This is a genomic window from Chryseobacterium cucumeris (genome assembly GCF_001593385.1).
GTDB lineage: Bacteria > Bacteroidota > Bacteroidia > Flavobacteriales > Weeksellaceae > Chryseobacterium > Chryseobacterium cucumeris.
In genome coordinates, this window is sequence record NZ_LUVZ01000047.1 from 91296 (window position 1) to 115615 (window position 24320).

At 32.9% G+C, this 24320-nt stretch carries 21 protein-coding genes and 4 tRNA genes; 3 read left to right on the forward strand and 22 right to left on the reverse strand.

What is annotated here, in order from left to right:
* Positions 1-31: 31 nt before the first annotated feature.
* A complete protein-coding gene (locus A1704_RS23315) occupies positions 32-463 on the reverse strand; it encodes a hypothetical protein (protein WP_228432265.1) in 432 nt (143 codons plus the stop codon).
* A gap of 245 nt (positions 464-708) precedes the next feature.
* Between A1704_RS23315 and A1704_RS23320 the strand changes: the two genes are divergently transcribed.
* The 3 genes from A1704_RS23320 (at position 709) to A1704_RS23330 (ending at position 3319) form a co-directional block, all read left to right on the forward strand.
* Positions 709-1347, forward strand: a complete 639-nt coding sequence (locus A1704_RS23320) for an alpha/beta hydrolase (RefSeq protein WP_062676386.1) — start codon at positions 709-711, stop codon at positions 1345-1347.
* 120 nt (positions 1348-1467) lie between these two features.
* Complete coding sequence (locus tag A1704_RS23325; RefSeq protein ID WP_062676387.1) at positions 1468-2787, forward strand: PDZ domain-containing protein; 1320 nt, start codon at positions 1468-1470, stop codon at positions 2785-2787.
* Positions 2788-2791: 4 nt separating this feature from the next.
* Positions 2792-3319, forward strand: a complete 528-nt coding sequence (locus A1704_RS23330) for a hypothetical protein (RefSeq protein WP_062676388.1) — start codon at positions 2792-2794, stop codon at positions 3317-3319.
* Here A1704_RS23330 and A1704_RS23335 read toward each other — a convergent pair.
* The 21 genes from A1704_RS23335 to A1704_RS23435 form a co-directional block, all read right to left on the reverse strand.
* Positions 3312-4337, reverse strand: a complete 1026-nt coding sequence (locus A1704_RS23335) for a L,D-transpeptidase (RefSeq protein WP_065119736.1) — start codon at positions 4335-4337, stop codon at positions 3312-3314. The two genes, A1704_RS23330 and A1704_RS23335, sit on opposite strands and share 8 nt — an antisense overlap.
* 285 nt (positions 4338-4622) lie before the next feature.
* A tRNA-Asp gene (locus tag A1704_RS23340) sits at positions 4623-4696 on the reverse strand.
* A 291-nt stretch (positions 4697-4987) separates the two neighbouring features.
* The gene (locus A1704_RS23345) at positions 4988-6175 is read right to left on the reverse strand and encodes a glycosyltransferase family 4 protein (protein ID WP_062676389.1); all 1188 of its coding nucleotides are present in this window, start codon (positions 6173-6175) and stop codon (positions 4988-4990) included.
* Positions 6175-7308: a glycosyltransferase gene (locus A1704_RS23350; protein ID WP_062676390.1), complete on the reverse strand. Its 1134-nt coding sequence runs from the start codon at positions 7306-7308 to the stop codon at positions 6175-6177. The genes A1704_RS23345 and A1704_RS23350 overlap by 1 nt, the downstream gene beginning before the upstream one ends.
* Positions 7308-8408 (reverse strand): hypothetical protein, encoded by a 1101-nt coding sequence (locus tag A1704_RS23355; protein WP_062676391.1) that lies wholly within the window; start codon positions 8406-8408, stop codon positions 7308-7310. The genes A1704_RS23350 and A1704_RS23355 overlap by 1 nt, the downstream gene beginning before the upstream one ends.
* Positions 8392-9312, reverse strand: a complete 921-nt coding sequence (locus tag A1704_RS23360) for a glycosyltransferase (protein ID WP_062676392.1) — start codon at positions 9310-9312, stop codon at positions 8392-8394. The genes A1704_RS23355 and A1704_RS23360 overlap by 17 nt, the downstream gene beginning before the upstream one ends.
* Complete coding sequence (locus tag A1704_RS23365) at positions 9309-10526, reverse strand: hypothetical protein (protein ID WP_062676393.1); 1218 nt, start codon at positions 10524-10526, stop codon at positions 9309-9311. The genes A1704_RS23360 and A1704_RS23365 overlap by 4 nt, the downstream gene beginning before the upstream one ends.
* Before the next feature lie 62 nt (positions 10527-10588).
* The gene (locus A1704_RS23370) at positions 10589-11587 is read right to left on the reverse strand and encodes a glycosyltransferase (protein WP_131797566.1); all 999 of its coding nucleotides are present in this window, start codon (positions 11585-11587) and stop codon (positions 10589-10591) included.
* Entirely contained in the window at positions 11574-12005 is a 432-nt protein-coding gene (locus tag A1704_RS25055; protein WP_062676395.1) for a serine O-acetyltransferase, read from the reverse strand. Before A1704_RS25055 ends, A1704_RS23370 begins: the two co-directional genes overlap by 14 nt.
* A 1-nt stretch (position 12006) precedes the next feature.
* Positions 12007-13260: an oligosaccharide flippase family protein gene (locus A1704_RS23380; RefSeq protein ID WP_062676396.1), complete on the reverse strand. Its 1254-nt coding sequence runs from the start codon at positions 13258-13260 to the stop codon at positions 12007-12009.
* On the reverse strand, positions 13253-14263 hold the full coding sequence (locus tag A1704_RS23385; RefSeq protein ID WP_062676397.1) for an NAD-dependent epimerase: 1011 nt from the start codon (positions 14261-14263) through the stop codon (positions 13253-13255). The genes A1704_RS23380 and A1704_RS23385 overlap by 8 nt, the downstream gene beginning before the upstream one ends.
* Complete coding sequence (locus tag A1704_RS23390) at positions 14263-15429, reverse strand: nucleotide sugar dehydrogenase (RefSeq protein ID WP_062676398.1); 1167 nt, start codon at positions 15427-15429, stop codon at positions 14263-14265. The genes A1704_RS23385 and A1704_RS23390 overlap by 1 nt, the downstream gene beginning before the upstream one ends.
* Before the next feature lie 14 nt (positions 15430-15443).
* Positions 15444-16739, reverse strand: a complete 1296-nt coding sequence (locus A1704_RS23395; RefSeq protein WP_062676399.1) for a nucleotide sugar dehydrogenase — start codon at positions 16737-16739, stop codon at positions 15444-15446.
* A gap of 54 nt (positions 16740-16793) precedes the next feature.
* Positions 16794-19139: a GumC family protein gene (locus A1704_RS23400; protein ID WP_062676400.1), complete on the reverse strand. Its 2346-nt coding sequence runs from the start codon at positions 19137-19139 to the stop codon at positions 16794-16796.
* A 3-nt stretch (positions 19140-19142) separates the two neighbouring features.
* Complete coding sequence (locus A1704_RS23405) at positions 19143-19853, reverse strand: polysaccharide biosynthesis/export family protein (RefSeq protein WP_238590677.1); 711 nt, start codon at positions 19851-19853, stop codon at positions 19143-19145.
* Positions 19854-20184: 331 nt separating this feature from the next.
* Positions 20185-22098 (reverse strand): polysaccharide biosynthesis protein, encoded by a 1914-nt coding sequence (locus A1704_RS23410; RefSeq protein ID WP_062676402.1) that lies wholly within the window; start codon positions 22096-22098, stop codon positions 20185-20187.
* A gap of 232 nt (positions 22099-22330) precedes the next feature.
* Positions 22331-22404: transfer RNA gene (locus tag A1704_RS23415), tRNA-Asp, on the reverse strand.
* A 33-nt stretch (positions 22405-22437) separates the two neighbouring features.
* Positions 22438-22511 (reverse strand) — tRNA-Asp (locus tag A1704_RS23420).
* Positions 22512-22543: 32 nt separating this feature from the next.
* A tRNA-Asp gene (locus tag A1704_RS23425) sits at positions 22544-22617 on the reverse strand.
* 126 nt (positions 22618-22743) lie between these two features.
* Positions 22744-23061, reverse strand: coding sequence for a thioredoxin (gene trxA / locus A1704_RS23430; protein WP_062676403.1), 318 nt, complete (start codon positions 23059-23061; stop codon positions 22744-22746).
* Positions 23062-23144: 83 nt separating this feature from the next.
* Complete coding sequence (locus A1704_RS23435) at positions 23145-24320, reverse strand: cysteine desulfurase family protein (protein WP_062676404.1); 1176 nt, start codon at positions 24318-24320, stop codon at positions 23145-23147.

Consider the following 24320-nt stretch of genomic DNA (forward strand, 5'->3'; position numbering starts at 1 on the left):
AAAGCGGTTTTTTATATATTGTTAAAGTAATTTAAGGTTCTAAGAAGCTATAATCAATAGAAGCAACCAATACCCCTTTACCTTTCTTCTTCACTGTTCTTGCTATCTCACCATCAATATAAAGATTGATTGTCAATTCAGAATTATCATCCGGCATTGATGCATTCGCATCAAGATTAAGCTGTGCCTGGCTGGAATTCACAAAGAATTCTCCACTTGTCCATGGTGAAGTTACAGGAGACTGCGGAGTATTGTATATGGTATTCTGAGCTGTACCTACCTGTGTTACAACACTTATAATGTTTCCTCCGGCAGTGGTCTTCACTTCGAATTGAACCACATGATCCTGAAATTCTTCATCATCATCTTTTTTACAAGAATTAACAACGGTGATTACAGAAAATAATAAAACGAATAAAAAAGAAAGTCTAAGTAAACTTTTTGAATTGTAAAATTGCTTCATTTCTCCAAATAGATTTTTTAATGTTTCAAATATAAGTTTTTTATTAATATAAAAATAACTTTTATGAAAAATTTCCAATAAAGATTTCCAAATAATATCAAATCAATAAAAACAGAAAGACCCGGAAATATTCAAAAATATACTCCAAATAATTAATCATTACACATAAACCCTCGTGCAACAGAAGTTCATTGTATGAATAATAAAAGTTAAGATTCTGCAGGTAATTTAATTATCTTTGCTGTATGAATTTAGATTATCTAGTAAGAGAGCCGGAAAATATTACTTCCCAAACTCCCATTCTTTTTATGCTTCATGGCTACGGCAGCAATGAGCAGGATCTTTTCAGTTTTAGAGAAACTCTTCCCAATGACTGGATCATTGTAAGTTTCAGAGCTCCACATGATACTCAATTTGAAGGATATTCATGGTATGATATCAATTTTAATGATCCTGAAAATTTCATTGATGTTCCCCAAGCCAACGAATCTTTACATGCAGTTCTGGAAAGTATACTAAAGATTGTCAACCACTATGGGCTTACGGAAAGCAAAGCTCATCTTTGTGGCTTCAGCCAGGGTGGTATATTATGTTATGCTTTGGCTTTAAAACATCCTGAGCTTTTCAATCGTGTTGCCTGTATGAGCAGTTATCCTGAAGATAAAATTCTGGAGGGTATTGTAAAAGATAAAAAGAAACTGGAGGGGCTGCGTTTCTTCATTTCTCATGGTACGGATGATGCTGTGATCCCTCTGGAATGGGGAAGAAAAGCAGCTGATCTTCTTTATGATCTTAGCTGTTATTTCACGTTTAGAGAATATATGAGCGGGCATGGGGTTAACCAGAAGAATTATATGGATTTAATGGACTTCTTTTCAAAATAACCAAAACCATTTTGGAATAAATTCAATAAAAAACATTACTTCATTGTAACTTATATAAACATTCCAGCTTTTGGAATGTTTTTTTTATTATCATATAGATAAATTCAGTAAATTCAGTAAATGAAATTTAAATTGCTTTTACTGGGATTATTTCTAAGCATTTTTGTAAATGCTCAAAATACTTTTGAGTTAATTAATACTAAAAAAACAGTCATTCCTTTTCAGCTTATCAACAACCTTATCTTTATTCCTATTAATATCAACGGTGCTGAACTCACCTTTCTTCTGGATACGGGAGTTTCTGAAACCATCCTTTTCAGCCTGGAAAACAAAGAAGTGAAGCTAAGCAATGTTGAAAAAGTCAAATTTTCCGGGCTTGGGGGTAGTTTAAGTATTGATGGACTGAAGTCTGAGCGCAATATAGGCAAAATAGGTGATGGGATTATCAATACCTCCATGTCTCTTTATATCATTATTGATGAAGAATTTAATATTTCGCCTCACGTAGGAATTCCTGTAAATGGAGTGATTGGCTATCATTTTTTCAAAAATCATCCTATTTATATCGATTATTCATCCAAGAAAATAACTGTATTTGAAAATGCTGCTCTTTTAGAAAAGAAAATCAGAAAATTTGAAGAATTCCCCATTACCATTGAAAGAGACAAGCCCTATCTGTATGCAGGTGTAGAAATGACAAATGAAAAGAAAGACTCAAAACTGCTGATTGATCTTGGAAACAGTGATGCGATATGGCTCTTTCCCACACTAATTAAAAATTTTGTTTATAACAGACCTAATATTGATGATTTTCTTGGCCGTGGTTTCAATGGAGATATTTATGGTAAAAGAAGTCGTATTCATAATTTTTACCTTGGAAATTTTAAGTTTGAAAAGCCTCTCACTTCTATGCCGGATGAATTCTCTATACAACACGTCAATTTAGTAGAAAACAGGAAAGGCTCTATAGGCAGTGAAATTATGCGCAGGTTTACAGTCATTTTTGATTATCCTAACAAAAAGTTATATTTGAAAAGAAACAGATACTTTAATGATCCTTTTCACTTTAATATGAGCGGATTGGATTTCAAACAGGACGGGCTGGAATGGCAGCAAGACAGAATAAATATTGAAACCCAAAAAACGACAACCATAGTAAACGGTGCCTATAAAAATGCTTTTCAATATAAATTCAGTCTAAAACCTATATTTTCTATTGCCGGAGTAAGAAAAGATTCGCCGGCCTATGAAGCAGGTCTGAAAAAGGAAGACAGAATTCTAAGTATTAATGGAGATCCTACTTCCGAGATGACCCTTGAAAAAATTGTAGAGCTTATGAAATCTAATGAAGGTAGAACTATCAATATGCTCATTCAAAGGAAAAATGAAAAACTCACACTAAGTTTTACCCTTCAAGACCCTATTCCTTATCAAGAATAATAATATGAATACTGAAGAAACCACCTTAGACAGAATAAGAACCAGACCCAGATTTAAAATGTTTACTCATCTTACTAAGGAAGAGTATGCTGAAAATCTGAAAAAATATATGGAAGAGCATAAAGATGAGTTTTCAGGCAATATCAATAAAGAAGTGGCTACCATCTGGGTAAAAACAGAATATGATAATTACTGGAAACCCAGCCTTGCCTTACGGATAGAAATAGAAGATGAGCATACGACCATACGTGGAGTGTTCGGTCCCAGTTCTGCGGTGTGGACCTTCTTTATGTTCCTGTATTTTTCTTTTTCTATTCTTTGGATGACCTTTTTCACAATGTATTACGTAGAAAAGCAAATAAAAAGCGCCGAATACCCTTGGGCACTGAGCGCTTCTTTTATCATGTTATTTTTTATTCTTCTTACGTATATCGCTGCCAGATTTGGGCAACATAAAGGTAAAGAGGAAATGCTTAAACTTCGAAAGTTTGCTGAAGAATCTACTTTACAATTTGAAAAGAAAATTAATTAGACAGAGGTTCTACAGGCTTTTCATTTTGAATAGGAGCTGCTGCTTTTGCTGCTTTGATAGAATCTGCAACTTTTTCTCTGTTGCTTTGTTCTTTAAGCATCTTCGGAACGTCTGGTTCTAAAAGTTTCGTCAATTCTTCAACGGAAATATTGTTGGCATTAGGATCATCCAAAAGATTTCTCCATGGTTTTCTTCCTCCCCATTTATAATCTCCGAATACCATTACTGCTGTACCTCTGGCTTTAGTAGTAGCTCCACCGGGATTCAAAATCCAGGTATCTGCATAGGAATACAACCATTGGGCATCTTTTCTCAACAATCGTAAACATGAGTGTGAAGCAGGATATCCGGGAAGTGTATATTCATGCCACCCGATTCCGCCTATATTGTGAATATTAAAATTGTAAGGAAGTTTCCATTCGCTGCTTACAGTGGAAATAGCCAGTTTCTTTTTCCAGTTGGCAAAAGTAAGGCCTCTTGTAGTCTGGGCTGCTTTTTTACCCATACTTGTTGGTCCCCATTTTACAAGACTTCCATTAGAGTATACCGCAAAAGCCTGTATAGGATATGAGAAAATGACAAACTTTTTCACTCCGCTTAACACATCCAGTTGCATTGGAAACGGTGAATAGGCCATCAGCGTGGTATCTATTTTTGCAGGAACTACCAAGGTGTCGGCATTCCATTTACTTTTAGAATCCAATCTGTTTAAGGCTAAAATAGCTGTTCTTTCTTCCACACTATATTTCTTGCTGAATTCTGCGTAAACAGAATCACGCATCTTTTTATCTTTGGGAAGAACAAAGGCATTATAAAAGCCATTCTCCTGCATAACAGGCGGAACAGATTCTTTTTTAACGACAGGAACAGAATCTTTCTTTAGAGAATCCTTTTCTACCTCCGCAACTTCCGAAGAAGAAACTGTATCTTTAAAAGTATCACTTATTTTTTCTATTTCCTTTTTACAGGAAACCAGAAAAAAAGCACATAAACAGATATAAAAAAAGGATTTTTTCACAGATATGTTTTTCATAAATAAATCGGCCATTTAGTTTGGCTACCCAGTACAAATATCAGACCTAAATTTGAATCCTAAAAGACATTCTTAAAAATACCGTAAAAAAACGGAGGCTTTATTACTGTAAATGAGGAGTTATAGTTGAAAAGCCCAAAGAAAAACATAATTACTTACTTAATTTTAAACCAAAACTTTACCTTCATCAAGAAATTTTCCACAAAAATATAAGTCTCAAAAGTAGGAGTAATAAATAAAAGAGCCTTCTAAAAATAGAAGACTCTTTTGCGATCCGGACGGGACTCGAACCCGCGACCTCCGCCGTGACAGGGCGGCATTCTAACCAGCTGAACTACCGGATCATTTTTTTAAGGTAGCATTTGCTTTTTAACTGGTGCAAATATATAGATTTTTTTAACTTTTCCAAAGAAACGTATTTCTTTTCTTTCAAAGTTATTGTTAAGATACAGATTGTCAAAGATAAAAAAATTAATATAGAGCTGTACTTAATACTCTTCTGCCCTATTTTACTTAGAAAATTTAAGAAAGTCGATTATAAAAAACACACAAAACCAACATTCTTGTTACTTTAAATTCTAAGATAACCCTTTATCTATAATTTGTACATACAATAGATTCTTTCTCTTGATCATTTATTCTGTTTGTTCGATGACTTCAACAAATTTTTTACACAAAATGGATTTATCATAAACTGTTTCAGCCAGTTTCCTTGCATTCTGTCCCATTTCCTTTACCAATTCGGGATTGTCTTTCAGATAGAGTACTTTTTGTGCAAGTTCTTCCGGACGGTTTGGGTTTACATAAAATCCGCAATGATATTTTTCGGCTATATCTTTCGTCCAGCCGGCAGAGTTTACAATAATTGGTTTTCCTGCAGACAACGAATCGAAAAGCTTGTTTGGAGAGTTGGTATACAAAATAGGAATATCCAAAAAGGAAATCATCGAAACATCCGAAAAATTGACAATCTCAGATACGTCAGTCATAGGGAACTTTCCGAGAAATTTCACATTTTTAAGATTACTTTTTTCTACTTCTTCTATTAAATCTTTTTCGGTAGAACCTCCTCCTACAAACAAAAATTCTATATCTTCTCTATTGTTTAATAATTTGGCGGATTCAATAATTGTCTGAGCCCCATTTGCCAATCCCAAAGAACCAAAGTGAACTATTTTGAAGGAATCTTTTTTTAAGCCGAGCTTTTCCATCAGTTGATCATTTTTTCCCCTAGGCCAGAATTCGTCCATTTTAGCCATATTAGGAATCATGGATGTTTTTTCTTTAGGAATATACTTTACAACTCCAGCCTGCATACCCGGAGAAAGAGCAATAACACGGGAAGCATTTTTATAAATCACTTTTTCCAGCAGACGAGTCGTTTTTATTGTCCAACTATTTTTTATGGCTCCCATCTGTATTGGCACCTCCGGCCAGAGGTCTCTTACTTCAAAAACAAAAGGCTTCTTTTTAAACCACTTTAATATAAGTGCCGGAATACCTATTGTAAGAGGAGTAGATGTAGCAATTACCAAATCGATATCTTTCTGTTTCATTCCTACTACAGATGATTTGTACATAAATTTCAAGAAGGCCTTTAACCTTCTGGAAACACTCATATTCTGGTCGTAGTCTTCTTTTATATAAACGACTTCAATACCATCAATTTCTACAATTTTAATATCCTCTGAAAATTTGGATGATGAGGTGAGCATAGTAACTTTATGCCCGTTTTTAATAAGTTCTTGTGCCAGCCAGTACGATCTTGTTCCTCCTGGCTCCTGAGGAGTTACGAAATATTGGTGGATGTATAATATATTCATTATTTTTTTTCTATATATAATTGTTGATATACTTCAGCTATTCTCTTCCAGTCATGATTTTTTAACAATTGTTCCATATCAAAACTATAATGATCTCGTTTTTGGATTAACCGTTCAAGCCCTCGTTCGATTGCAGAAACAGAAGTGTCCTCCACTTTTTCTCCAATAGAATCATCATAAAAACCGTCGATCCCTTCATTTTGCGTGTACATCACCGGTAAACCTTGCAAAAGTGCTTCTATATAGACCAAGCCAAAGGTTTCTGCTTTGGAAGGCATTGTAAAGAAATCGCTTCGTTCGTAATAGGATTTTAGAACAGGCAGACTGTCTACTTTTCCTACAAACTCAAAGGAATGATCATTTTTAATGGAATCCAGGATTCTTTTCTCGTCATTTCCTCCCCCTCCAATCAGTGTTAATTTTATTTTATTCTGAATTTTGTGATTATGATTCTTAACAGCATTAATAAGGTTAAAAACATTTTTGCCCTTATTGAATTTCCCTATATAAAGCAGCTTAATGTTTTTTTCATTCTCAACAATTTTCCTGTTTATAACCTTTGATTCTATCCAGAAAGGGTCTACACCATTTGGGATCACCATTAGTTTTTGCTGTATATCGCTCATGATATGAGACAAGCGGGGATCTTCAAGCATTCTTTTTTTATAGACTGCCGAAATGGTTATGATCTTATTTGCATTCTGAAGTATTTTTTGTCCGTAGCCTCTTTCGTGCAGAAAATACTTCAAAAACACGTTAAGATCTGTATTTCGTACTGCTAATATGTATGGAATATTATATTTTTTATGAAGCTCATAGGCCACCCCACCATCGCTGTACCAGGTGTGAGCATGAATAAATCTGACGGTCTTGAGGTCTATTTTTGCTTCAATGTCCTGTACTATTTTTTTAATTTTTCTTTTATACAAAATCCGATCTGCATATTTTGATAAAATATGGCTATAGATAATTTGAGAGCGGGTATTTTTAAAATCTATTTTATTTTTCCCTATTCTGGAAGATTCTCGAAATGGATTATATACAATCTGCTCTAGCCCGTTATTATCCAGCTCCCTCACCAAATTTTTATAAACTGTAGATCCTGAGTAATCGTTTGTAATGTGAAGTATCATTATGGATAAATTGAATTAAACTGCAGCTCTAAAGAAGAGTTGCTAATTTTATTACTGTAATTCGAAAGGTTTTTTTCGACTAAAGGATATAAACTTGCATCAAAATAGATAAGTTTCATCCAGCCATCCGATATTTTCCATCCTGTATTCTGCACACTTGGATCTGTAGTACCATCTACATTATCGGCAATACTGTTCCCTTTAAGAATCTTAAGCTTTAAGGTATTGCATAAATAATTGAAATTAAAGTCAGCCCAATTGGCATTTCCCAATTCTTTTGCCTTTATTAAATATAAAACAACATGATTTCCATGTGACACATCCTGTACAACCGGTTTATAATTCTTAATTTTCTGTAACGCCTTACAAAAAGTATCAGGATATGTACTGTTCCACGTATAATACAAAACGCTACCTGCGCTCTTATTTAAAACCAACGCTTTTTTTAGCTGCTGATCAAACTGATTTACAAATAAGGCATATGAATTTTTATCAGATTCGTCATACTTCATCAGATAGAGTGCAACAACAGCCCAGTTTGCTCCTGTATGAAGCCTCTGATGAAACAATAATGAATAATCTCCATATTGGCTGAAGCTTCTGGCTTTCCATTTATCGAAGGAGTATTTTAAACCACTTTCTATCGCTGGTTGATAATTCGTATACAATTTATTCTTAGCTAGAATATCCAAAAACTCACCAATATATCTGAAAAAATATCCTTCCGAAATTAAATGCTCCTTTCCGTTCGCTACTGCATTCTGATTTCCTTTTGCGACATTCATCACCCAGCCATTCTTTTGGTACGAGGTATTTGAATTCGTATCAATCAGGATTGGTTTTATGACAGAAATATTAGTATCAATATATTTTTTATCTTTTGTTTTAAGATACATATTGTTATTTGCATTGATAAAATATCCTAATGCCATGAAATCATAAGTATTTTTACTCTTCGATGACAGTTCCATTTTCTGCAAACCATAACTTTTGGATGCCTGCATATCTGCATTATACCTGCTTACTCTGTTTTGCTGAGCAAAAGAAAAGCTAAATAATAATAACGCACTAAGCTTTATAAAATCACTTAAATATTTCATAATTATTAATATTATAATTTTGAATCAGATTCTGTAACTGCTTATCGTTACCTCCATCTGCAACGTTTTCCTGACTTAACTTAAAGAGTGAATTTTTATTTTCAATGGGAATTAGGTTTGAAAAATAATCGGATTTCACTGTCTTTGTCTTATTCAACTGAGCCATAATATTCAGCCAGACATCATCTGCCATAAAACATAAGCTGACAAATGCATCTTTATTTACAACTTCTTCACTAAAAAAATTACTTTTATATAAAGTTCCTCCCCCACTTGTGTGAAATAGATCAAATGTCGGTCCACAATTTCCGAAGACTTTTTTCCATTTTGAATATTTGCTTATGGTATTATCATCATTTCTAATAACCTTATGTGCTCTGTGGCAACAAATTGTATCGGGAAATTTCTTATGTAAATCCATTAAGTCTTTGATGATATTCGACGGATAAAAAATATCATCATCTATGGTTATAATAATGTCGTTTTGATATTCCTTAAAGGCATAGTAATACTTTTTATGAGACCTTAAATCTTCCTCTACAAATATTATTTCTAATTGCTTCTTATTATAGTAATCCAGAAGATTATCCGGTATATCTTTCAACTCATTCGGAAATTGATCTTTTGCCAGATACAATACAATTTTGTTTGGCAGCAGACTTTGTCGTAACATACATTCTACAACCATCCATAATTTGGATATTCTTCCCGGAAATGTTGTGAGTGATACGATAATATTTTCCTTATTAACTAATTGCAACCTTGAATCTTTTTTTGTAAGATTAAGATACAATGGTAATATCAGATTGCTTAGTTTTCTAATAATAAACCGAAATAATGATTCGATCTTATTTTCTTTAGATCTTAATGAAGAATAAACCCTATCTAAAAAATCAATTATCATTTTATATTTTTATTTTTGATCATGCTACTTTGCTTAGCAACAACATTATTAACACCTAATCCAATAAAAAACAACAACAAATACATGTTCAAATTCGCTAACCCTTTAAAATTTAAAACAATAATCCAAGATAATACGATTAAACAAAATGCTTTGAAGATCCACGAAGGGCTTTTTTTTGACAGTAAATAACATAAGTATGCCTGATACATCATATAAAGTACAGTGAATATTATCCCAAAATAGAAAATCATTCGAACATACCCTATATCTGATCCCATATAATATGAACCATTTGGGTTTTGCATCCTTCCATCTCCAATGATCCATGTTTTTAATGTCTTTGGAAATTTATACATACTTATAGACCCTTCAGTTGAAGAACTTGTAAGCTCTCCACTTTTTTGATAATTAATAAATAATTCAAAAACAAAATTAAAAACTCTGTCAATACGCTCTTGATTTCCTATTGAAATCATTATTGAATATAGTAACATTGTTAATACCAAAACTGATGGGATAACCTTATATATAAGTCTAAGGGTATTTCGGGGATCAATCAAAAGGTATAAAACTAATCCCAAGCAAATAGCAACGAAAAATGTTCTTCCTGTCATCAATCCAGCAATTATGATTAACACAAAGGATATTATATAAATTGTTTTCCTTTTGTATAAATCGGTTTTTAAATAGGGAAGAATAATAGCTATGAAAAAAGCAACAGCATATTTTATTACACCAGTAAAAAAAGCGCTTCCAACACCTATTAATCTTTTTTCAACCTGTCCTAATCTACTTGTTAAACCCTGACTTGCATTTTGAGATAATAAAGAAGTATAGGCGTCAAATATAGGTGGAACAAAAAAGAAAACCAACGAAATAATAGCCTGTAACGCTGCAATGATAACAATTGAATCTAATAAATTATTAACAATTTTATTCTTATTAATTTTATATAAAATATAAATGATAAGATAAGCTGGAAAAAAATACAAAAAGATATCAAAATGATCTTTAAAATAGTAAAGATCAAGTGAACTATAGTTCCAGTTCTGAACAATTAGTATTACAATTAAAATTAATAATGAAGCAAAATAAAATAAGCTGAGATTTTTAATCCTAAAAACTAATTTTCTGTATGGAATATCCATGAAAATAAATCCTAACCCCAATATTTGAATAATTCTATCTGTTGGGATAGGGAAAAATTTCATATATATAGGATATATATAGCAAAATAATAATACATATAAGAATATTTTATATTTCATTTATTTTACTGAATAATTTTTGAATTTTTTCTAATATGATTTAAGATTATAGTTTTCTTAAGAGAATTAGGTATTCTATTATTAAAAAAATCCTGTGTTATAAAATAAAACAGACTAGAAAAACTATATTTATCTAATGATAGATAATAACAAATTATAAAATTTGTAAGCTGATTTCTAAATAATAATTCACTTCTATCTTGAAAAACTTTTAATTGTTTGATTTCGTTAATTGTTATTTTAGAAGGAATTTTATAATTTCCTTTAGTATTTTTACTAATAAAAAACTCTATATGATCTTTTATTATTCTACTTTTATTTGTTCTCTGTAATTGCTTTTTATTACTAGTAATTTGATTATCTGTTATTCTATATTTTAATAATATATCTTCAAGATTACCAATCTTTCCTATCTTAATAATAGTATTCCACAACTCATAATCTTGAGTCACTAAAAAGTCCTCATTATAGCGTACTCCCATTTCAAAAAAGACCTCTCTCCGAATGATAGCAGTAGGATGTGGTAATGGAGGATAGAGTGGACTGGGAATAACAAATTTTTCCAAAATTTTTATCGAATCCGTCTCAATTTCTAAGAGCTCACTTGTATTACCAAATTTTTCAATACTACCGCCTGAAGCTAAAATGTCTTCATTTGAGTTCATAAAGGCTATTTGCTTTTCAAACCTATCTTTTAAAGAAATATCATCAGCATCCATTCTGATAATATATTGCCCCTTAGACATGCTGATCGCTTTATTTAGTGACTTTGTTAAACCTATATTGGATTCATTAATAATGAAAATAACTCTGTTATCACTTTCACAAACTGAATGTATATATTCTTTTAATTCAATATTATCAGGTTTATCTAATACTATTAAAAACTCAAAGTCTTTAAAAGTCTGATGAATAATGGATTCGATTGATTCCTTAACCCAATCAATCTTTTCATTATAAACAGACATTATTACACTTGCACTAACCATACTATTTTTTTTCAATCTTTTTTGCAGGTACTCCTGCTACTATAGAGTTCTCTTCTACATCAGTAAGAACTAGCGAACCGGCACCGATGATGGCATTATTTCCAATTGTCACATTACCTATTATTATACTATTAGGATATATCGTTACATTATCACCTAAGGTTGGATATTTACTGGTCTTATAGTTTGCCGTATCTTTAGATCCAATAGTAACATTTTGATATATAGTACAATTATTTCCTAAAACAACTTTCTGACCTATCACAATTCCTATTGGGTGAGGAAAGTTTGTTTTTTGTTTTTTTATATACTTAAGACCTACTGTAATGTGATTATTAACAAAAATTCTTACATTATTAAGGCAAAATATACTATAAAATAAGTTGTACACATATTGGTACAGTTTTATTAAATTTCTATATAACTTCTTCATATTAAATTAGTTTTTCTTTTTTACAGATAATATATCTATAGAAAGTATCAACAAAAAACGATAATAAATAAACACCAACAAACACATATATGTTGAAGTCTACTTTTAGAATAGTTTTAAGTAATAAGTAAACTAGAATATATATGAAACTTGATATAATCATACTATAAAGTACATGTCTGTCATATCCATAGACATTTAAACAATTTCTTCCTAACATTGTTCCGATGGAATATATAGGAACCATCACACTCATTAAAATCAAAACAGGATATGCATTTTTTATTTGATTATTTGAAAGAATATCAATAGCCATATTTCCAAAAGCTATATATAAAAGAGTCATAGCTATAGATATTACTGTAACGAATTTTAAAAGCTTTAAAAAGAATTTTTTATTTTTTTCCTTCGCTAGCTTTGGAAAAACCGTCTGACTAATTAAATCTATTACAGTATTTGCTATATTTAACAACTTTGAAATTAGATCAAATACGGCAACCTCATTAAAGCTAAGAACGTTTTTAATTAAAATAAGATTTAAATTTGATTTCAAAGAATTAGAGCCAAGTGCCAATCCCATTATATAGGAACTTTTTATATGATAAATAGTCTCTTTAAATGAGGGCTTTATTAGTCTTATTCCGTCTTTATAAAGAATATAAAGGGAACAAATAATTCCAACGAGTGAACCTGCCAAATTTATTATAGGAAAAAGTACATAGTCACTTTTTGATTTGATAAAAATAAAAATACAAATAAAGAAAATCACCCTGCTGACAAGAGTAATCATCGTTATATATTTCATTTTTTCAACTCCCTGAAAATAATATATTGGAAAAAAAACTTCAAATAATCCTAGCCATAATAAAGTATATAAAAATAAAGAAAAGTGCTGATGAATATCATTTATATATATGCTCAACAAATACAAAATTAAAAGCGAAATAACAAAAAATAAAACTTTAGCAAAGTAAGTAGCTGATATTATCTCAGATATTCTTAATAAATTATCTCTATTTTGGGAAATTTCTCTGGTTGTCGTAATACTGAATCCAAAATTTACGAAAATAACAAAATATCCAACAACCGCCTGAGAATATATCAATAATCCATAGTTACTTTGACCTAAGGTTTTCAATAAATAAGGGTAAGTAAAAAGCGGTAAAAACAATGTTACAATTTTGATAATTGATAAATAAGAAAAATTCTTTACCAATCTTTCGTTGTTTTTAATTATGCTGATTAGCTTATTCATTTGTATAATCACTAAACCATTCAACAAATTTTGAAACGCCCGTTTCTATAGGTACAATACACTTATATCCTAATTCATTCAACAGAGTAGTGTCTGCCCAGGTTCTTACAACGTCTCCCGCCTGCATTGGCAGCATTTTTTTATTTGCTTTTAATCCTAAAGAATTTTCCATGCACTCAATAAAATATAATAATGATACAGGAGATCCATTTCCAATATTGAATAATTGATAAAAATCATCTTTATTAGGATGGTTAAGAGTTACGATAATTCCCTCTACAATATCATCGATATAGGTAAAATCTCTACTCATTTCTCCATTATTGAAAACCTTTATTTCTCTATTATTGGTCATAGCATCAGCAAATAGCATAGGTGCCATATCTGGTCTTCCCCAAGGTCCATATACTGTAAAAAATCGCAAACCAGAGGTTGGAAGTTTATATAAGTGACTATAAGTATGTGCCATTAATTCATTTGCTTTTTTAGTTGCAGCATACAAACTTACTGGCTGATCCACTTGATCGTTTTCACAAAACGGAATTTTATCGTTTTCACCATATACAGATGAACTTGAGGCATATACCAAATGTTTAATTTTATTGTGTCGGCAGCATTCTAATACATTTACAAAACCTACCAAATTACTGTCAACATAAGCCATTGGGTTTTCTAAGCTGTATCTAACGCCTGCCTGAGCTGCCAAATTAATTACATAGTCAAAATTTTGTACTTTAAAAAGATTTGGCAAATTTTCTCTATCCTCTAAATTCAAACGGATAAAACTAAATTTTGAAAATGTAGAGGATTCAACTAAATTATTTTCCTTTTCGGCTTCTGATCTATGAATACCTAATTCTTTTAAACGATCATATTTCAGGTTTATATCATAATAATCATTGATATTATCCAGACCTACAATGACATATCCAAGATTCAAAAGTTTTTTACATAAATGAAAACCAATAAATCCAGCGCAACCTGTTATTAATATTTTTTCCATTAGTTATTTCCAAATAAATCTCTAGTATACACCTTACTTTGAACATCTGATAGTTCAGTAGTATTACGGTTAGATATAATTACGTCACATTCTTCCTTAAACTTCACTAAATCTTTTACCACTTTGGAACCGAAAAAATATTCTTCCTTAAGAGCCGGTTCAAACACTTCAACTTCCACGCCTTTAGCTTTAATCCTTTTCATGACACCCTGTATGGCAGACGCTCTGAAATTGTCTGAGCCTGCTTTCATAATCAGACGGTAAACGCCTACTTTTTTTGGTTTTTTAGCAAGTACAGAATCTGCTATAAAGTCTTTACGGGTTCTGTTTGCATCTACAATTGCCTGAATAATATTATTAGGAACAGCATTATAATTTGCCAAAAGCTGTTTGGTATCTTTAGGCAGACAATATCCTCCGTAGCCAAAAGAAGGGTTATTATAATGTGAGCCAATTCTTGGATCCAGACCAACACCTTCTACAATCTGGCGGGTATCCAGTTCATGGATCTGTGCATAGCTGTCTAATTCGTTGAAATAAGCCACACGCAATGCTAAGTAGGTATTTGAAAACAATTTAATTGCCTCTGCTTCTGTAGGATTTGTAAATAAAACCGGAATATCTTTTTTTATGGCACCTTCTTTCAATAATTCTGCAAAAATTTTTGCGCGCTCACTCTGTTCCCCGACAATAATTCTGGAGGGATATAAATTATCATACAGGGCTTTGCCTTCTCTTAAAAATTCAGGAGAAAACACCACATTATTTATATTTAGTCTGCTTTTTAAATCTACAGTATAACCCACCGGAACCGTAGATTTAATAATAATTACAGCTTCAGAATTATATTCTGCAATTTCATTTATTACATTTTCAACACTGCTTGTATCGAAATAATTTGTTGTAGGATCATAATCTGTTGGTGTGGCAACAATAATATATTCAGCTTTATCATAAGCTTCCTTTCTATCTAAAGTAGCTTTAAAATTAAGATGTTTCGTACTTAAAAATGTACTGATCTCTTCATCCTCTATAGGGGATTTTTTAGAATTAAGCAATTCTACTCTTTCCTGAACAATATCTAAAGCTACAACTTCATTATGTTGCGCCAATAAGATGGCATTAGACAAACCTACATATCCTGTTCCTACTACTGCTATTTTCATTTTCTAATTTCTTTTTATAAACGATTATCGTATTTCTCTAAAATTCCTTTAACATCATATATCACCCCACCTTCTTTTAAATAACTGGAAAGATCAATATTCAGGAATTCATCATGAGAAACTGTGAGAACAACTGCATCAAACTTCCCTTTGACATCTTCCACAGAATTTGTAGATTTAATGCCATATTCATGCATCACTTCTTCCGGATTCGCCCATGGATCATACGTTGTTACGTTGATAGAATAGTCTTCCAGTGCATTAATAACATCTGCAGCTTTCGTATTTCTTACATCCGGACAGTTTTCCTTAAAGGTGATTCCAAGATTCAGCACTTTGGCATCCGGAATGTTGATTCTTTTCTTAATCATCGTTTTTACCACCTCGGAAGCTACAAACTGTCCCATAGAATCATTCAGTCTTCTTGCTGTAAGGATAAGCTCAGAATAATATCCTACATCCTGTGCTTTCTGGGCAAGATAAAAAGGATCTACCCCAATGCAGTGCCCTCCTACTAATCCGGGCTTGAATTTCAGGAAATTCCATTTCGTTCCTGCAGCTTCCAAAACGGCATTTGTATCGATATTCAAGAGATTAAATATCTTTGCAAGCTCATTTACAAATGCAATATTGATATCACGCTGTGAATTTTCGATTACTTTTGATGCTTCAGCTACTTTGATGGTTGGTGCCAGATGGGTACCCGCTGCAATTACAGATTTATATAACTCGTCTACTTTTTTACCGATTTCCGGTGTAGAACCTGAAGTTACCTTTAAAATTTTCTCTACTGTACGTTCCTTATCTCCTGGGTTGATTCTTTCAGGAGAATATCCTGCAAAAAAATCTTCGTTAAATTTCAATCCCGAAACTTTTTCTAGTACAGGAATGCATTCTTCCTCTGTAACTCCGGGATAAACAGTAGATTCATAAATAACAATATCCCCTTTTTTCAATACCTTCCCTACTGTTTCAGACGCTTTATATAAAGGCGTTAGATCTGGACGGTTATGTTTGTCTACCGGTGTAGGAACAGTTACAATATAGATGTTAGCCTCTTTAATATCTTCAAGATCAGATGAGCAAAGCAAACCTTTTGATGAACCTGAAAATGGGTTCTCTTTTACTAAAACCGGCTGCAATACGTCATCTTCTACCTCCAAAGTAGAATCTTTTCCGCTGTTAAGTTCTGCAATTCTGGCGTGATTGATATCAAAACCAACGACCGCGTATTTTGTTGCAAATAAACGGGCCAGAGGTAATCCTACATACCCCAGTCCGATTACCCCAATTTTATTCTGTATATTCATATTATATGTGATGTTCTTACTTTATTTTAATGTATATTTTTGAAGATAAATGGATTATTTATTAAAAAGCTTTTGCCACCAGTTTTTCTTCTTATCAGCCGTATACCCGTAACCGTAACCATAGTTGTAACCGTAGCCATATCCTCCTACATTTTTAGCAACATCATTAATTACAAAAGACATGTTTTTTATTTTTGATTCTTTTACGAGTTTATTTGCAAACTCTATTAATATTCTTCTTGATACTCCTGATCTTACAACATATAGAGAAGCATCGGCTGTATCTGAAATACTCAACGTATCTGAAACAAGCATCAGAGGAGCCGAATCAATCACAATATATTCGTAACGGGAGGACATCTCACTGATAAGCTTCTGATAACGACCGTTGGAAAGAAGTTCCTGAGGATTTGGAGGGATAGATCCCGCATAAATTACATCACATTCAGGATTGGTATCGGAAATATGTATAAGATCTTCTATATCTGTTGTCTCATCATATAAATATTCCGTAAGACCAGCATTCTTAACACGCTCATCATCATATCTCTGTATCTGCGGATTTCTAACATCCGAACCAATTAGTAATGATCTTCCGTTTTTACTTCCCAATGTCAGAGCGAGATTCACTGAAACCAATGTTTTTCCTTCTCCTTTCACTGAAGAAGTTACCAATATAACTTTCGCCGAGTCTTTCTTAGGAAGGAGAAATTTAAGATTGGAAACCAATATTCTGAATGCTTCAGCCAATTCTGAAAAATCATTTTTCTGTACAAGGTGAAGCTGATTATCTTTAAGAGCAGGAATATCTGCCAATACACCAAGAGATGAATTTTCTGAAATATCTGTACGGTTGTAGATTTTATCATCCCACATAAAGAAAAGATAAAGTACCCCAGCAGGTAAAAGCAATCCTAATATAAGTGCAGCCAAAAGAATTATAATCTTCTTTGGAGAAACAGGCCCATCAATCGTATAAGCAGGATTTACAATTTTAGCTTTAGGAACATTAACAGAAAGATTGATCGCGTTTTCTTCTCTTTTCTGTAAAAGGAAAAGGAAAAGCTGTTCTTTAAGATTCTGCTGCCGTTCGATACCTCTGTAAACTTTCGATTGTCCGGGAACTTTTTCAATCATTCCTGTATTGGCAGAAATCTGACTGTTTATCTGCGCAATAGATGCCTGAATTGTAGCCTTTTGCTGGCTTATATTATCTCTTACAATTTCTTTCAATGAAGAAATTTCTTTATTCATTTCTATTACCGCAGGGTTCTCATTGGTTGCCTGCTTCAAAGTTTTGTTTCTACTGATAACAAGACTATTATATTGTGAAATTGTCTGTTCTAAAGAAGGGTTTAATCCTAAATTAGAAGGCATAAGTTGATTAGAACCCTTTGAAGCTTCAGATTGAAGAGAGTTAAGGAGATCCAGCTGCGTTTGCTGCTGAAGAAGTTGTTTTGTGTTGTCGGTCGTATTTTGAAGTGCTAACTGCGCCTGTGCCTGCAAGTCCACTATACGGTTACGGTTCTGAAAATCTTCTTTCTGATTTTCAACTCCGGAAAGATCACGCGAGATAACTTCTAATCGTTTATCAATAAATTCCTGAGTATTTTGAGCTTGTAAATTTTTATCTCTTAGCCCATCCAGATTATACTGTTTGGTTACTTCATTAAGAATGGCTTCTGATTTTTCAGGAACAGTTCCTATGATGCTAATGTCCATAAGCATCGCTTTCTGATCCGGAAGATCAACCTGAATCTTTTTTTCCAAAGATTTTACCTTCTCCAGAGGATTCCAAAACACAATTTTATATTTATCCTTAAAGATAAGTCCTGGAACTTTCTGAAGAACTACAGTTCCGAAATTAAGAGCCAGATTTTTATTGAAACTGCCTTTTACTGTTTTCTTATCTTTATCCTCTAAAACGAAATCATTTCCATTGACTTCCTTCACAAGATATTCGGATGAAACAAATTTCTTGATATCAGTTTTATAAGATATAATTTTGGCTTCGATAGGTATTTTTGTGAATAATTCAGAATCCCTTATTTCACCAGAATTATAATATTGTACATTGAGATTAAGGTTTTCGACAACCTTCATCAAAATAGGCCTGGAACTTACTACAGCAACCTCACTTTTAAGCTCATCTGCATTTCCCAAGCCAAGGCCAAGATTATCAAGATCGATCAAAGCACCACTTAGATCCGATTGTTTTTTATCAAATTTTAGAGTTGTGGTAGACTGATATTGAGGTATAGCATACCGAAGATATACAAAAGCTACGATTACAAATAATAATACAGATGCTATAAACCAAGGCCATTTGCCTAAATACTTTCCAATGATCTTTCTAAGATCTAAAGACTCTTCACTTTCCTGAAATTCTATCTGCTGCATATTTTATTTTCGAGTTAAAGCAATAATAAGTGTACCAGCTGTCAGTAATGCACCAATAATCTGGAATGTAAGGGCTCTGTTCGGATTAGAGTTGGCCTGAACCTGTTTGTTTTTGTCCGGCTGTACATACAATATATCGTTCTGCCTCATATAATAGTATGGTGAATTTACAATATCTGATCTAGTAAGGTCAACGTTGATAACCTGATCTGATCCATCATCTCCGGAACGGATCAATTTTACATTGGTACGGTCTCCAAAATCTGTCATATCACCTGCAAGACCAAGAGCTTGGAAAATATTGATCTTTTGGGAAACACTTTCTTTCTGTCCAGGGTTTTTCACTTCCCCTAAGATGCTTACATTAAAATTTTTCAGGGTAATCGTAACCAAAGGGTCTGTCAGGTATCTTCTCAACCTGGCTTCTAGGTCCTGTTTAAGCTGTATCTGTGTCATTCCCTTTGCAAAAACATCTCCCAATACCGGGAAGTTTATATATCCTTCCTCATTCACGAGATATTCGCTTGGCTGTACATATTGATTAACTCCAGTACTGCTTACACTTCCAACTTTATTGGCAGTATTAAGATTGAAGGGTTTTACCGCAATTTCATCTAATGCAGAAACAAGGATTAACAGCACGTCACCTTCCTGAATATGTAATCCCTGAAATTTTGCTTTCGCAACTTCCTCTTCCATATTATGTTTCGACATATATACCATATTCTGCTTCGGTCTGCATGATAACAAAATAACCGATAACAATGTTATATATGTAATAATCTTTTTATTCATATGTTGTTTATTCTAAGTCTACTTGTGTTATTATTTAAAATCTATCTGAACTAAATTTAATTTAAGATACCTAATAGGAAGAAAACTAACCACATAAGTATTCTATATTTATAAGAAGTTTACGAATGTGAGAGGTATTTAATCTTTATATTTAAATCAATTCTTTCTCTAGCAATTTTCATTCCGTTTGGAATTAAAATAGCAAAATTATTATTTTATATCAGTTTTTTATGTATTTTATTCTTTAATTTCATTCATATGCTTCATGTTCAGATATCTTGTCAAGAATTTCAAATTCAGAGTTATTGCTTTTAAATTCCGGCACAATTATTTTTAATATTCTTACAATCTGTAAACTATCTTTATTCATTGCTGAAAGAATAATTTGCGAGCACAAAATATCTATATCTTCAAACTTCATCAATGGATCTCTGGATATCATAATTTTCTCATGATGGGTAGGAATAGTTGTAGAATTATTCGTTAAAAGTTCTTCATATAGTTTTTCACCAGGTCTTAAGCCAATAAAATCAATTTTAATATCGATACCTGGAGTATATCCTGATAATTTGATCATTCTTTCCGCTAAATCCAAAATTTTAACCGGTTTACCCATATCAAAAACATAAATCTCTCCTCCCTGTCCCATTGTTCCTGCCTGAAGTACCAATTCGCAGGCTTCAGGAATCGTCATAAAATAACGAATGATATCGGGATGAGTAATCGTCACCGGACCTCCTTTTTCAATTTGTTTTTTGAAATGTGGTATTACAGAGCCATTGGAACCTAATACATTTCCAAAACGCGTTGTTATAAATTTTGTTGTATTCTCCGAAGAATTTTGTAGAGACTGTACAAAAAGTTCAGCAGCTCTTTTAGAAGCTCCCATTACGTTGGTGGGATTTACAGCTTTATCTGTAGACACCATCACAAAACGATTTACATTATATTTTTTCGATAAGAGTGCCACATTTTTAGTTCCTCCAATATTGACAAAAATAGCTTCATGTGGATTATCTTCTATTAATGGTACATGCTTGTAGGCTGCTGCATGATAAACTATTGAAAACTGATAATCATCAAACAATTTCTCCATTCTGGAATAGTTTGAAATATCAGCCAGTATAAATTTGAACCTTTGATTTGGGAATCTTTCTAATAATTCAAGCTGCAACTCATATAAAGGAGACTCAGCCTGATCTACCACAACAATCAATGACGAATTTAGCTGAGCAACCTGCCTTACAATCTCACTTCCTATAGACCCGGCACCTCCGGTTACCAGAATATTTTTACTAACATGAAAACATTTTACCTCATTGTTTTCTATTTTAATTGTCGGACGATTCAGTAAATCTTCAATCTGAAGAGGACGGATACTTCTCACCTTATCATCCTCTTTTATGATATTGGTTACGGGTACTTTTAATACTTTCAATCCTTTATCCAATGCAAAGCTAGTCCATTCTTCTATCTCTTGCTTTGTCATCACGTCTTTGATTAAAACCGCATCAAATTGTTCTTTCAGAGTATCACTCTTAAGAAATTGCTTTTTATTATAAATTTTATATCCAAGCAACCTTGCTTTTTTAGAATCTGATCTTGCAGTGAGAAATCCTGCCAGCTGATAGGGATGATCGGGATTGTGAATAATAGCCTTTGCTAATGACACGGAAGTATCCTCTACTCCTACGATAGCAATTCTAGCTTTGGATAGAGTATCCTTAGAATCTATTAAGACACCGAAAAGCTTTTTGATTGCCATTCTGAAAAAAAACATCAGAAAAATGGAGACAAAGAAAAATAAAAAAAGAACAGGATATAAAAATACGGGTTTGCCCAATATCAGTTCTGACATAAAATTCAGTCCAAGCAAGACAATAAGAGCACTCCCTGAAGACCATACAATTTTAAAAAAGTCAAAAAAAGTAGAGTGTCTGATAATTCCTGCATAAGTTTTGAACAGAATTATACACAGAATATTAATAAGCACCACTGAAAATATCTTTTCCTTTTGATACTTAGTAAAATTAAGTTTTACCTCCAGACTATTCAGAAGAAAATATGAAACTAAAATTGAAAAAAAAATGACTGAAACATCAATAAGAAAAACCGACCACCTGGGTATATATCTTAACTCCCTGATTTTAAAAACATTCCCCATACACAAATAAACCTAAAGTATCTTTTTCATTATTTCAACAATTGGTGGTTTTATTATCAGGCGAAGATAATAATTATTATTAATATTTTTAATAGCATACGTTAATTTTTATTCAAAATATAAATTACTAGTACCACAAAATATTTTAACCTAAAATTAATACGCATATTCCAAAAAAAAATACTGTAAAATAGGTATTTTACAGTATTTTGACTACTTTGATTGATAGTTGCGATCCGGACGGGACTCGAACCCGCGACCTCCGCCGTGACAGGGCGGCATTCTAACCAGCTGAACTACCGGATCAATTTTTTAAAAAAGAAATTGAGAAAACTTCTGCGATCCGGACGGGACTCGAACCCGCGACCTCCGCCGTGACAGGGCGGCATTCTAACCAGCTGAACTACCGGATCAATTTTTTTAAAGTAAATTGAGAAAACTTCTGCGATCCGGACGGGACTCGAACCCGCGACCTCCGCCGTGACAGGGCGGCATTCTAACCAGCTGAACTACCGGATCATTATTTTAAAGAACGTCGTTTCTTTTTCGTGGTTGCAAAATTACAACTTTTTTTGTTACCTGCAAATTATTTTAAAAAAAATGCCTCCCAATACTGGAAGGCGTTCATTATCAAACTTATTTTTTTTATAAGTGAGCACTTAATTTTTCAGCAATTACCTCTTTTGGAGCTACACCTACTAATTTGTCTACTACTTCTCCATTCTTAAAAATAAGAACAGTAGGAATATTTCTGATACCATACTGCATAGAAATCTCCTGGTTGTTGTCTACATCTACTTTTCCAACTACTGCTTTACCTTCAAAATCTGATGCTACTTCTTCGATGATTGGTCCTAAAGTTCTGCAAGGTCCGCACCATACTGCCCAGAAGTCTACTAATACCGGTTTTTCTGATTTTAAAACCGTATCCTGAAATGAGCTGTCTGTAATTTCTAAAGCCATTTTTGTTTCTTTTATTTTAATTAATATTATTTTCTTTTAATCCTTTATTGGATATTCAAAATTACGCTTTTTAGAGCACAAGCCTATCTATGCTCAACATTAGTTTTTTCTATAGTGTAATCACTTGAAATTTCCTTTAATGCATTGACCAATGTATCAATCTCCGCTTTGGTCGTCATATGGCTGAACGAGATACGTAATGGAGTACAGTGATCCATTTCATCCTCAGAAAGCACCATCATCATGACCATTGAAGGTTTTGAAGCTCCTGATGAGCATGCACTTCCCTGAGAGATGGCAATCCCTTTCATATCTAATTGAAGTCCTATGAGTGGATTTTTATAAGGTAATAAAGCACTTAAAACTGTATAAAGACTGTTGTCCTTTTCAGCACTTCTTCCATTGAATTTAATTCCTTCTATTTCAGCAGAAAGTCTTTCAATTGCATAATCCTTTATACTCTGCATATGGTTGGTATATTCCTCCATATGATTCAGAGAAAGTTCTAATGCTTTTCCTAATCCTACGATACCACAAACATTTTCAGTTCCCGCCCTAAGGCTTCTTTCCTGAGGACCTCCGGTAATAATTCCTTTTAAACCTGTTGTTTTTCTGATAAACGCAAATCCAGCTCCTTTTGGCCCATGAAATTTATGGGCACTGCAGGATGCAAAATCCACAGGAATATCAGAGAAGTCAAGGTTCATATGAGCCATTGTCTGGACCGTATCTGAGTGGAAAAGTGCATGATGTTCTTTGCACAGCTGGGCAACCTGTTTAAGGTTGATGATATTCCCAATTTCGTTGTTGGCATGCATTAAGCTTACCAATGTTTTTTTATCTGAAGCTTTTAAAAGTTCTTCCAATTTAGCAAGATCAATATCTCCTTTTTCATTCGGGCGGATATAGTTTACTTCTACTCCTTTTCTGCTTTTCATATCCAGAATACTTTCAGAAACGCATTTATGTTCCAGGGGAGAGCTTATGATCCTTTCTACTCCAAGGTGTTCTACCGAGGATTTAATGATCATATTGTTTGATTCGGTACCACAGGAAGTGAAAATGATTTCAGCAGGAGTTACATGAAGATAGTCTGCAACCTGTCGTCTTACATTTTCAATAAGGATTTTTGCTTCCTGACCAAAACTGTGTGTGGAAGACGGGTTTCCGAAATTCATTTTCATTGTGCCCACCATTGCATCTATAACTTCTTCTGCAAGCGGAGTGGTTGCGGCATTATCTAAATATACTTTATCCAT